Below are 11,275 nucleotides of genomic sequence, written 5' to 3' on the forward strand. Positions count from 1 at the left end.
GTTGCTACTCGTGCTCTCTCCAAATTCCCAACACGATCCCTTCTTGTCGACGCTAAAGAGCGTCAAACGAAAGGAGGCGGTTATGCCTGCCAAGAAAACACAAAGTGACGTTCAGGCGTCCAACTCGCCGATCTGGATGGCGGACAAAGTCATCCAATCTCAGATCAGCCAGATCAAGCCCTACGCCAACAACAACCGCGTGCACGCGGCCAAGAATATCGACAAGCTGAAAGCGTCGGTGGCCCAGTTTGGCTTTGTCACACCGATCTTGTTGGATGGTTCGGGCACAATCATCGCGGGGCATGGCCGCTATGAGGCCGCCAAGGCCCTGGGGTTGACGTCCGTGCCGACTGTTGTCGCGGATCACTTGTCAGACGCAGAAGTGCGTGCTCTGCGCATTGCGGATAACAAGCTGGCGGAATTGTCGGACTGGAACGAGGCGGCGCTGCAGATCGAGTTTGCCAAGCTGATGGATCTCAGCCTTGATGGCGAGCTCGATTTTGATCTGGATATCACCGGGTTCGAAACGCCGGAGATCGACTTCATCATCGACGCTGCGAGCGAGGCTGCGGAGACCGAAGCTGAAACTGTAGACAACCCGGACGCTGCGGCACCTGTCATCACGCAGCCGGGCGACCTCTGGCTTCTCGGAGATCACCGCATCTTCTGCGGGGATGCCTTGCAAGCCCAGAGCTACGACACCTTGCTGGATGGCGAGACACCACAGATGATCTTCACTGATCCGCCTTACAACGTACCGGTCAATGGGCATGTCCGCTGTGGCACCGGTGGCGATCACCGCGAGTTTGCCATGGCGTCGAGAGAAATGTCGGATAGCGAGTTCCGCGGCTTTCTTTCAGGCATGATCACCCAGTTGTTTGGCCGTCTGCGAGACGGGGGCATTGCGATGATCTTTATGGATTGGCGTCACATTGAAGAACTGATTGCAACGGGCAAGGCAGGCGGTTTCGATCTCATCAATCTTTGCGTCTGGAATAAGACGAACGGAGGCATGGGCAGCCTTTATCGCTCCAAGCACGAGCTGGTTTGCATCTTCAAGAAACCAGGTGCGGCGCATATCAACAATGTGGAGCTGGGAAAACACGGGCGTAACCGGACCAACGTCTGGGATTACGCCGGTGTGAACAGCTTTGGGGCAGGGCGCGAGGATGATCTCGCGGATCATCCCACAGTAAAGCCAACTGCACTGGAGGCAGATGCCATCATGGATGTGAGCCATCGCGGCGAAGTTGTGCTGGATACTTTTGGCGGTTCTGGCGCGACCTTGCTGGCAGCTGAGAAACCGGACGCCGGGCGCGGCTCATTGAGCTCGACTCTGTTTACGTCGATGTCGCTATCTGCCGTTGGCAGAAGATGACCGGTGAGAGCGCCGTGCACGCGGTGCCAGGCGAGACGTTCGATGCGCGTTCTGCCGCCAACGACACCACTTCAGAACAGGAGGTGGGTCATGTCTGACGATACGAAAGAGTATGAGGTCGGCTACGGCAAACCGCCCAAAGCAAACCAGTTCAAGAAAGGCCAATCCGGCAATCCGAAAGGGCGGCCGAAAGCGTCGAAAAATGTCGGGTCGATGCTTGAGGAGGTCTTCTTTCGGAAAATCTCAATCACCGAGAATGGATCACGCCGCGAGGTCACGATGCTGGAGGCAATCCTGCGCCAGCTGGTGAATGGGGCGGTTAAAGGCGAGATGCGTTCAATTGACCGGGTTCTGAAGCTGTTGCCCGCGGTTCAGGAGGCGCGCGCCGCAGAGTTGGCGGGTGGCGAAGGTGCATCAGCGGCCGACCCCGGTTCAGACCTGGCCGCCCTGGAAGTGCTGGCGGATATGTTTGGAAGCGATCCGGATCAGCTTTTTGCCAGCATCCAGGGAGGCATCGACGATGAATGCCCTGAATTCTGATGATCGCAAAAGGTTGGCAGAGGCTGCGATGCGCGAAAACCTCTACGCGTTCCTTGCGGGTAGTTTTGGTATCTTGTGTCCGGGCGAAAAGCTTGCCCGGGCGCCTTACCTGGAGGCTATGTGTTACGCCCTTCAGCGTGTGGCCTCCAGTGAGTGCCAACGGTTGATGATCTCGATAGCCCCTCGCCATCTGAAATCGATCTGTGGATCTGTTTTGTTGCCAGCCTTTGAGCTTGGACGCGATCCGACAAAGAAAGTGGTTGTTGTCAGTTACGGCAAAGATCTGGCGCGCGAACATGCCGAACAGTTTCGACGGCTGGTGACCAGCCCGTTTTATCAGCGCCGCTTTCCAAAGATGAAGGTCGATCCCAAACACAACCGGTTCGAACATATGAAAACCACTAAAGGAGGCGGGCGCAAATCGGTCTCTCTTGGCGGCGGCATAACTGGCTTCGGTGCAAACCTCATTATCATCGATGATCTGGGTAAACCCTCCGAAATGCGCCACGATACGTACCGGCAGGAGTTGCGTGACTTCTTCGACCAGACCCTATTCTCACGGCTGAACGACAAGCGCACGGACCGTATTGTCTCGATCCAGCAGCGATTGCACCCGGATGACTTCTCCGCCTACCTTTTGGAAAAGGACACGTTTGACGATCTGTGTTTGCCGTCGATCGCGGAGATCCCGGAAGAGATCTCGCTCTATAACAATCGCGTGTTGAAGCGTCGGCCAGGAGACTTGTTGAACCCAGAGCGGGAACCGTAGGAGGTTCTTGATCGGATCAAGGCCGACATAGGCAATTTTGCCTTCCAAGCACAGTATCAACAGAACCCCACAGACGGTGAAAACGAATTTCTCTCAATGTCCGACTTGCATCTGGTGGATACCTTGCCGGATGAAAGCGTGTTTGTACGACGCGTTCAGAGTTGGGATACGGCGGCGAAGGAAGGTCCGCGTTCTGACTTTACGGTGGGGCTGACGTTTGGTTGGCATGCGTATGAAGAGAGATGGTATTTGCTCGACGTCTTTCGTGCTCGAACGAATTATACTGAGGTGCGGAACGCTGTTCTTCGATTGCGCAAACAGTGGCGCGCGGATCGGGTCCTAATCGAGTCCTCGGCCATGGGCATCCACCTTCTGGATGAATCGAAACGCACCGCAGCAGGTGTTTACATGCCCGTCAACGTGGTCATGAGCAAACTGGACCGCTTCATCCCACAGACCGACTGGATTAAATCTGGCAAGTTAGTCATCCCTACGGACAAGCCCTGGTTTGATGAGTTCCGTAGGGAACTGCTGGGGTTTCCGGATGCACTTAAAGATGATCAGGTGGATGCGCTGACCCAGTTCGCCGAATACATGCGTCGTAGCCAAGGGACATATCTCGATACAGATCCTTACACTGGCCGGCGCCAAGGCAACTATCGACCCGAACGACCAAGAAGGGAAGATCGCATGCGGTTCTGACACCACGCGAGGGCGCTTTCCAGCGACCTGGGGTTGTATATCAAATCTTCGACCTCGAACGTCTGCGATGAAGCGCGAAGCTGCCGTTAGGGCTAACTGCAGCGAATGTCTGCGCTGAGCCCAAACTAACGGATGCTGCGACACGCACGAATGGCGGCTTACAAGCGCGGTATGCGAGTCAATTAAGAACTCTGATCAATAAGTCAAAAAGACAACATGATCGATCAAGAGCAATGAAAAGGAGTTCTCGCTACTTATGATAAGCTGATTAACCAGCGTGCGTTGCCGGGTGTGCTTGTGAAACCCGTACGCGCAGAATGGTGTGATCACAAATTGGCCGATCATGTCAAAAAGTCGCCGTTTTGATCATTAAGGAGCTTCAGATGAGATTTGCAGCGTCATATCTGCACGAACCAACGATTCTGCTACAAGGGGGCAAATATGTATTCCGGCGAAGCCGAAGAACGGGCCCCTAGTCTGGCTGATCAGTCATAGATTTCTACTGCCAGCGCATCCATCGCATATGAAGTTTCGATATTGGCTTGGCCATCTACATAGTTGAGCGATTGGGATCGACGGAGTGCCCGCATTTCTCCGCTTATCCAGACTGGCTTATATAACTCATCGATTTCGAAGCCTTGTTCGTATCGCACATAAACCATCTGATTGGCTGGAGGTGGTGGTGTGTGAATGCAGGCTCCAACTGTCGGAACCAGAAGGAATTCGACCGCCTTCTGGTCGACAATATCCAGGGGAAGGAGATAGCCGGGAAGGCGCACGTTCTCTCCCAAAAGGTCAAGGTTCGGTTCGCGCGCGGCAATCAACCGTTGGTTCATCACAATTTCGCGTTGTTCAAACAACCAATCTGGGTCAAGGCCTTGAGATACGAGGTCTTCGCGTATCTGAAACGCTTCGGCGCGCTTCTCGTCATCCGCAGTGTCCGCATGCAGAACCTCAATCCGATAAAGCATGGCCAACGCATTGACCTGAGAATATTCTAGGGTGGTAAAAGGATCGTGGTAGGGCCGCTCTTCAGGAAGGAGATCCTGCCAACTTATGTTGCGTGGATCCGCTGCTAGAAGAGGCCCCGCAATCGCAAGGGCGAATAAGATATTCAGAAAATGCGCAATGGTCTTCATTTCAGCGGATCCTCTTATTTAAAGCCGCACCGACAGTCCGTCTGATAGCGTCATACAGTACACCCTTAACGCAGGTATGATACTGGCAAGAAGACCAGAGCAGAAAACGAGGGCTATGAGAAGAACCTCGCGAAAACTCGGCAGGCCAACACCGATGCGAAGCCCAAAATTTGCGGCAAGAATCGGATCTATCACGAGCGTGAGAGCGCTGAGTGCGATTACTCCAAGCACGATGCCGGCCAACAACAGTAAAACGGCTTCAAGCAAGATCAGGGAAAACACGCCGACTGGTGTTGCGCCCACGGATCGAAGGATCGCAAATTCACGCCGCCGGTTGTCGAGCGAAGCAGACAACATGACCACCATGCCGATCATTACAGCCACTGCCACAGCGCCTGCCATCAGACGCAGCGCAGTCTCGACCGTACTGGTAATCGACCAAAGCTGCAACAGCGCAACATTAGGAAGAACAGCGGTCAGTGCCTCGTCGCGATGGTCTGCCAGTTGCCGTTGAACTGAAAGCACCGCCGTTTTCTCCTTCAGCCCGGCAAAAATCGCGTTGATGGTCCCCGGTTCATGATCATGGCTATCGTGATCGTGCCCGTCAGAGGTCGTGACAGTTTGCCCCTCGTCTTCATGGCCGCTTCCGTGAGCATGACGGTCGTCATGTTCCTGATGCCCTTCTTCGTGCTCGTCAGGCTCGTCTAACTCCACATGGTCATGGTCTTCGTGTTCTCCGGCGACTTCTGGTGCTTCGATCAAAACGAATGGGTCCGCAACCTCTGTTGCAGGTTCTTCGTGCAAGGCGTCAAAACCCTCGAGTGAGACAAAAACCATTCTGTCGACGGCCGTCCCGGTATGCCCCAGCACGCCGGTCACTGTGAATGGCGCTTCGTCGTGCACATCAAAGGCAACTTCCCCTGAGCCATGGGCATTCACGATTTCAGTACCTGACGTGTACCCGAAAGCCTGAGCAACTTTTGCTCCAATCACTGCGCCATCTGGAGATTTAAACGGAACACCTTCAGCAAATATCAGTTGCCGGCCGCCACTATGACGAAAGTGGTCAAAATATTGCTCGGACGTTCCGATCACGGGATATCCTCGGTGGTTGTCACCCATCATGATTGGCACTGTCCAGCTTATCTGGGGCAGATCTTCGATCATCTCGTAGCTGTCCCAGCTGATACCAACGCCAGTTGTGCCGACACCAAAAACCGTTGCCATCAGGATCTGCACATCGTTTCCGCGTGCCGCAATGATCAGGTCGATCCCTGATGCAGAATTGGCAAAACCCGCTCGTGCCTCTGTTCGCAGTCGTTCAACCCCAACAATCAAAGCCACGCTCAAGGCAATGCTAAGAACAGTTAACGCAGCGATGAAGCGGCGATTGAGAAGGCTTTTATAACAAAGATTGAACATCACGTTTTGCCCGCGTTCAGCATCGGCAAGTCAACGCTCCGATCGAAGTGTTTTTCCAGGCTGCGATCATGGCTGACAAATAACAAACTCGCCCCTGATGCTTTGCATTCCTTCAACAACAACTGGACAAACGTGTCTTTCGCTTCCTCATCCAAAGCCGAGGTGGGTTCATCCGCCAAAACCACTTCAGGCGCCCCTATCAGAGCACGCGCCGCCGCAACGCGTTGTTGCTGCCCAACACTCAGTGCGCTGGCAGGTCGATTGATCAGCTCAGCATCCTCGAGACCCAGCTCACTTAGCAACCGTGTTGCGGTAGCTTTGGGGTCTGGCCCCGACCGATTGCGCCGTTGCGCTGAAAACCGGCAGGGCAGCAACGTGTTTTCAAGCGCACTGAGCCAAGGCAAGAGATTAAAGACCTGGAAAACAATCCCCAAATGATCCACGCGAAAACGGTCACGATCACCTCCGGCCAAAGCCCCGACATCCGTGCCTGCAACGCGAACCGCGCTTTGCGGTACATCGATCACGCCAGCAATTGCCGAAAGCAATGTGGTCTTTCCGCTGCCACTGGGGCCTTTCATAAACACACTTTCCCCGGCCTTAAGATCGAAGCTATCGACTGAGAGAACCGGGTCAGGTTGACCGGGCCACCGAAACACCAAGGATTTGAGTTCAACAGTTTTCATTGATGACACAGATGCTTTGGCTTGGTTTTTCAAAGATAATTGAGCTTTTTAGTGATCCAGAAAAGGATCTCTGCCAAAACACCAATGGCTCCGGCTTTGTCTGTCTTGACCAAAGCTGTTCCTGACGTTCCAAATTGCAAGTAATTATTGTCTGCGTCTGCAGGTAGTTCAACCAATACGATGTAGCTGGATATCCCGGCTAGTTCGCGCAATGAGGGAAGGCCTGATCTAAGATCAACAGTACCTTCGACAGTTCCGACCGGAAAATCGGAAATACGGCCGGTAATTTCTCCACCGGGTTCCGTTCTAAATGCCAGCCGGATTTCATCACCGACCGAAACATTAGCGCGACTGGATTGGGGCAGAGTTGCAATTACTGCATAGTCCCCAGGTTTGACAAAAGTTATTGCCCCTTGTAGCGGAGTGGCGCGGTTGCCTGGTCGGAGTGATACAGCCGTGACAACGCCGTTTCCCGGCGCTTTTACAACTGTTTGCTCTAAATCCCAAAGAGCTTGCGCAAGTGTCTGCTCGGCCTCCACAACACCTGCGTCACGCCCGTCGATCTTCGCGGCGATACGCCGTTCAAGGCTTGTCTTCCGGGCTTCTGCTGCGCGGATATTCGCGGTCAACTGGTCGATGGTTGAGACAGCCTCTTGCAGTTGGAACGTGGTTGAAGCCCCGCGTTCTTCCAAACGGATGATGTCATCACGACGCTGAATTCCGAAAGTCAGCTGAGCAGTCAAGGATTCAATCTCGGCCTCGGCAGCTGATAAATCTGATACCAGTTGGTCGGCAGATGACTTTGCAGTTTCCAGGACAGCTTCGAGCCGGGAAACCTCGGCTTTGAAAACCTCATTATCTATCCGGAATAGGGTCTCGCCCTTTGCGACTTCCTGGTTTGGCTCCACAACGACTTCTGTAACCGTGCCCGCCACGTTCGGAGCAATATTCGTTGAAACACCCTGAATGGATACCGGGCCAGTCGGAGTTGAGTGGTTCAGCGCACCGATGACCACCAGAGCGATAACAGCGGCTACACCGTAAACCAGAGTTTTCCAGAATCCATTCCAGGGGAGAAGGTGAAACTTGGAAAAGACCAGCCAGACTATTCCAAAGTAGAGGCCGAGTACGATTAACAAGACTTCATTCCTTCGTGATGTTTCCGGAAAATTCGAACGACCACCCAAACTTACGAGTGATCGCCCTGTTTGTCATGATGACTTAGTTGTCACCTTGCTCTTCCAACACTTTGCGGTTGGCTTCACGATGGCGCCACGCCGCGCCCATACTCTCTTTCAGATTTTCGGGAAGCGCTTCCAGAGGAACAACAAGGTCGTCATCAACTGGCCACTCTGTCAGCAGCTCAGGATGATATCCCTCGGGATAGTACAGCTTAGGATCGATCTCCATATCGCGCACGTAGGGTTCTTGAATGTCTTCGCGCCGATGGGGTGGCTTCGGCACGATCAATTGACCATTGCTAAAGTCAAACTGCGGCGCACGTGAGTTTGGAAACTCGGGCAATATGCCTTCGCGAACCCATATCTGATCTTTGGTGACGTTCACAACGATCCCGTCAGGCGCTCCAAAGTGATAGGGGCCTTTCCAATGCTCTCGGATTTCCGCTACGGTTTCCTCGATCTGATAGGGGTCATAGCTCATGTGAGTGTTCATCAAAAGCCTGGGTTGCACCAGGTTGGCAATGTAGCCGGCCGCATAGCTGGGCGTGTGATGGGTATCGACGGTATACCGCCCGAGGAATGGCGGCACGCCTTGAACTCCGGATGAGATTTCGATGATTTCCTGCTGCTGTTCCGTGACGAAGACATCACAGCCTTTGGCAAAAGGAACATCGATCATGTTGGGTCGACCGTCACCCGTCCAGATGAAGCACATGCCATTCCAATCCATCCGGTATCCGGACGCACCGTCCTTGGCATGGCTTCTTTGCCAGTGTGTGACTTTGACCCCGTCTTCATCATAGATCACGCCACCATTGTCACGGAAATCAAATTCGTTGACTTCGATGTCCCAACCTTTGCCAACGGGAAAGACGCTGAACGCATCCCGGTGCCAGCCGGTCATCATTTTCATGCCTTCTACCATCGTTGCGGTGCCGTACTCCTTGGTGCGGCCGGATGGGCCGTGGACCGTCAACTGCTCGTGCCATCCACCTGCCCAGGTTCCGAACATCCACAGGTACGGCAGCCCACCAAAGTGGTCCACGTGCAGGTGCGTGATGAAAACATCGGTAATTTCATTCAGTGCATATCCACTGGCAATGATGTTCGCTGGTGAGCCTTCACCAATGTCAAACATGAAAATCTTACCGTTACCCAGCTCAACAAGAATTGCTGTGTTCATTTGCCCAGGGCGAATGAACGGGGCAGATCCCATGAAGATAATTCTCATCTCGTTGGGCTGTACATCTTCTGTGCGTGGGAACCAGTTCGCCGCACTTTTCAACCACGGTTGAGGAGAGATGCCCTCAAAGGTCAGACCCTCTTTCCAACGTCCCATTGGGACGCCGCCAGTCAGTGCGGCCTCAATATCTTCTTGGGATGAGGGCTCCTGTACCGGAGGAGCCTGACCGAACGCATTTGTGGCGAACAATGTCGCTGCGACGGCGAGTGCGCTGAGTGACTTAATTGACTTCCTCTGTCTGTCTTGCAGCATATTTTCAGTCCTTTGTTCGAGCCTGGGTGAATATGGGAACCACTTCTGAAATGGCTTTCGGGACAATCTCTGAATTGGTGAATCGAGAGAGATGCTCGGCGATTTCCTCGGCCAGCCCGTCTAGGCTTTCGGTGACAGGATCGATCAGACATGGTGACGTCTGCTCATTGACCTTCCGGACCCTCTCCAACTCGGTTGAGAGCAACTCGAAGTCATCGCAAAGTGCCTCGAATCCACGATGGTTCTTTCGCATGACGCGGATGCGGCTGATTTGGTCCGGAAAAGCGAGCTCTAGTAAGTTGATGTCCGTCATTGCCCTGGCGCCTAGTCCATCTCTAGGCACCAGGCTGAGGGCACATCGCGCAACGCGGAAGGGTTACACCGTGAAATTAGGGTGACATTCAAATATTCATTTGACAGTATGGAGCTGAAAATACAGAGAAACTTGAAGTTTCAGATGCCCGACAGAGAATTGACCATTGATCCGGAACGTCACGCGACCCGTGTGAAGTACGCGCTGGACCAGGTATTGGCGAGTGACATATTTGGCAAGGCGGAACGCCTTCGGAATTTTCTGAGCTACGTTGTCGAAGAGGCCATTGCGGGTAGATCCGAGGCTATTCTTGGCAAAACAATCGCTCAGGATGTTTACTTCAAGAGTTTTGCCAGTGATGACGGCCACATCAACGTTGTTCGTGTGGATGCGGGGCGGTTACGGCGGAAACTTCAGCAGTACTATGAAACGGCAGGTGCTGGAGACGATCTGCGCATTCACATTGATAGCGGCGGCTACGCGCCTTGGTTCGAGGACCGCTCTGGTACAATTCAGAGCAATGTCGATCACACGCCATTCGGGTCAGGATTACCCTGGCTGATTGGCATCCCTGCTGTCACCATAGGTATCATTGCTCTTGCTTACATCTTGGGCGGGCGCATGGAACAGATTGTTGATCTAAACCCAAAGACATCCGCGCGCTCACTTGAGCGACAGGCTCTATCCGCTAAATCACCCGCTGCAGTACAGGCGTCAAACTACTGCGATCAAGCTCGGGGCCTGCTCTTTCCAATCGCAACTATCGATAACCAGATCCTGGCCAGCGACATATTTAGAATGGCAATAAATGAGGCTCCCGATTTTTACTGTGGATATGCCGGATTGGCCCATAGTCTGGGAACCCAGGCTCTACTAACGCGAAGCGAGGAAGAGCGTGACGCGCTGATACTGAATTCAGGACAAATGGCACAGAAAGCTGTGGACATTGCGCCCTCAAACGGCTGGAGCCAATCGGCAATGGCATGGGTATCTTACGTTTCTCGCGACTATGACAGAGCATTGGAGTATTCAGCACTCGCCCAGTCGCTTCGACCCAATGACGGAAACGTTCTGGACTTTCGCGGCGTGATACTACTGGTTATGGGTCGCTTTGAAGAAGCGTATGACGTCAGCGACCCAAGCCACCCCAGAGAGATAGGAAGTCATCGGTTTGCCCACAGGAACATTCACGCGGTTGCCAGTTTTCACATCGGTGAGTTTAGGGAAGCAATCGCGTCTTTGAAATTTGCGAGTGACAATGGGGACCCGGTCAGCGCGCTCTCTTTGGTTTATTTGGCGGCTGCCCATCAGAGTTTGGGTGAATTCGAAGAAGCAAAGGCAACACTAAAACAACTTAAACAGTCCTGGCCAGAGTTCAGGCCAGATCTTGTACTAGCTGTGTTTTATTCCAGTCCAGATTTATCAGAAGAGGTGATTTCAGCCTTAACGGATGCGGGATGGCGGTTTTAAGATATACCCTTTCGAGCCATGGTTGGAGACAGGCCCACGTACGTAAAGTGTGTTTTACCGCCAACACAAGCGAACATACCTTGGTAGTTTTATTGAACGCCGAAAGCGGTTCTCTGATCGCGGTATTGTCAAGGGCGTTGGATTTGTTGTCCGCCGGGGTCTTGGTTCTCTCCGAAGTCA

Annotated in this window: 11 protein-coding genes; 5 read left to right on the forward strand and 6 right to left on the reverse strand. The window is 53.4% G+C overall.

What is annotated here, in order from left to right:
* Positions 1 to 82: 82 nt before the first annotated feature.
* The 4 genes from AC2FJF_RS08350 to terL all read left to right on the forward strand — a co-directional run bounded on the left by AC2FJF_RS08350 (position 83) and on the right by terL (position 3,389).
* Complete coding sequence (locus AC2FJF_RS08350) at positions 83 to 1,378, forward strand: site-specific DNA-methyltransferase (protein WP_496724550.1); 1,296 nt, start codon at positions 83 to 85, stop codon at positions 1,376 to 1,378.
* A 90-nt stretch (positions 1,379 to 1,468) separates the two neighbouring features.
* Positions 1,469 to 1,918, forward strand: a complete 450-nt coding sequence (locus AC2FJF_RS08355) for a DUF5681 domain-containing protein (protein WP_496724552.1) — start codon at positions 1,469 to 1,471, stop codon at positions 1,916 to 1,918.
* Positions 1,899 to 2,687: a hypothetical protein gene (locus tag AC2FJF_RS08360; protein WP_496724554.1), complete on the forward strand. Its 789-nt coding sequence runs from the start codon at positions 1,899 to 1,901 to the stop codon at positions 2,685 to 2,687. The genes AC2FJF_RS08355 and AC2FJF_RS08360 overlap by 20 nt, the downstream gene beginning before the upstream one ends.
* Positions 2,688 to 2,783: 96 nt before the next feature.
* Positions 2,784 to 3,389 carry a phage terminase large subunit gene (gene terL, locus AC2FJF_RS08365; protein ID WP_496724556.1) on the forward strand — a complete coding sequence of 202 codons (606 nt, stop codon included), beginning with the start codon at positions 2,784 to 2,786 and terminating at the stop codon, positions 3,387 to 3,389.
* 485 nt (positions 3,390 to 3,874) lie between these two features.
* On the opposite strand, the gene AC2FJF_RS08370 is transcribed toward terL, so the two are convergent.
* The 6 genes from AC2FJF_RS08370 to AC2FJF_RS08395 form a co-directional block, all read right to left on the reverse strand.
* A complete protein-coding gene (locus AC2FJF_RS08370; RefSeq protein WP_496724558.1) occupies positions 3,875 to 4,528 on the reverse strand; it encodes a DUF3299 domain-containing protein in 654 nt (217 codons plus the stop codon).
* A gap of 18 nt (positions 4,529 to 4,546) precedes the next feature.
* A complete protein-coding gene (locus AC2FJF_RS08375; protein ID WP_496724560.1) occupies positions 4,547 to 5,950 on the reverse strand; it encodes an ABC transporter permease in 1,404 nt (467 codons plus the stop codon).
* Entirely contained in the window at positions 5,950 to 6,636 is a 687-nt protein-coding gene (locus tag AC2FJF_RS08380) for an ABC transporter ATP-binding protein (RefSeq protein ID WP_496724562.1), read from the reverse strand. Before AC2FJF_RS08380 ends, AC2FJF_RS08375 begins: the two co-directional genes overlap by 1 nt.
* Before the next feature lie 29 nt (positions 6,637 to 6,665).
* Positions 6,666 to 7,775: an HlyD family secretion protein gene (locus AC2FJF_RS08385; RefSeq protein ID WP_496724564.1), complete on the reverse strand. Its 1,110-nt coding sequence runs from the start codon at positions 7,773 to 7,775 to the stop codon at positions 6,666 to 6,668.
* 82 nt (positions 7,776 to 7,857) lie between these two features.
* A complete protein-coding gene (gene gntH / locus AC2FJF_RS08390) occupies positions 7,858 to 9,312 on the reverse strand; it encodes a guanitoxin biosynthesis MBL fold metallo-hydrolase GntH (protein WP_496724566.1) in 1,455 nt (484 codons plus the stop codon).
* A gap of 4 nt (positions 9,313 to 9,316) precedes the next feature.
* On the reverse strand, positions 9,317 to 9,625 hold the full coding sequence (locus AC2FJF_RS08395) for a hypothetical protein (RefSeq protein WP_496724568.1): 309 nt from the start codon (positions 9,623 to 9,625) through the stop codon (positions 9,317 to 9,319).
* 108 nt (positions 9,626 to 9,733) lie between these two features.
* Between AC2FJF_RS08395 and AC2FJF_RS08400 the strand changes: the two genes are divergently transcribed.
* Positions 9,734 to 11,095 carry a tetratricopeptide repeat protein gene (locus AC2FJF_RS08400; protein WP_496724570.1) on the forward strand — a complete coding sequence of 454 codons (1,362 nt, stop codon included), beginning with the start codon at positions 9,734 to 9,736 and terminating at the stop codon, positions 11,093 to 11,095.
* The last annotated feature ends 180 nt before the right edge of the window (positions 11,096 to 11,275 follow it).

This window comes from Ruegeria sp. CDSB013, assembly GCF_059611165.1.

Bases quoted from the DNA above. Each gene is read 5' to 3' on its own strand.
- AC2FJF_RS08350 (WP_496724550.1), top strand. From the start codon at position 83: ATGCCTGCCAAGAAAACACAAAGTGACGTTCAGGCGTCCAACTCGCCG.
- AC2FJF_RS08355 (WP_496724552.1), top strand. From the start codon at position 1,469: ATGTCTGACGATACGAAAGAGTATGAGGTCGGCTACGGCAAACCGCCC.
- AC2FJF_RS08360 (WP_496724554.1), top strand. From the start codon at position 1,899: ATGAATGCCCTGAATTCTGATGATCGCAAAAGGTTGGCAGAGGCTGCG.
- terL (WP_496724556.1), top strand. From the start codon at position 2,784: ATGTCCGACTTGCATCTGGTGGATACCTTGCCGGATGAAAGCGTGTTT.
- AC2FJF_RS08370 (WP_496724558.1), bottom strand. From the start codon at position 4,528: ATGAAGACCATTGCGCATTTTCTGAATATCTTATTCGCCCTTGCGATT.
- AC2FJF_RS08375 (WP_496724560.1), bottom strand. From the start codon at position 5,950: ATGTTCAATCTTTGTTATAAAAGCCTTCTCAATCGCCGCTTCATCGCT.
- AC2FJF_RS08380 (WP_496724562.1), bottom strand. From the start codon at position 6,636: ATGAAAACTGTTGAACTCAAATCCTTGGTGTTTCGGTGGCCCGGTCAA.
- gntH (WP_496724566.1), bottom strand. From the start codon at position 9,312: ATGCTGCAAGACAGACAGAGGAAGTCAATTAAGTCACTCAGCGCACTC.
- AC2FJF_RS08395 (WP_496724568.1), bottom strand. From the start codon at position 9,625: ATGACGGACATCAACTTACTAGAGCTCGCTTTTCCGGACCAAATCAGC.
- AC2FJF_RS08400 (WP_496724570.1), top strand. From the start codon at position 9,734: ATGGAGCTGAAAATACAGAGAAACTTGAAGTTTCAGATGCCCGACAGA.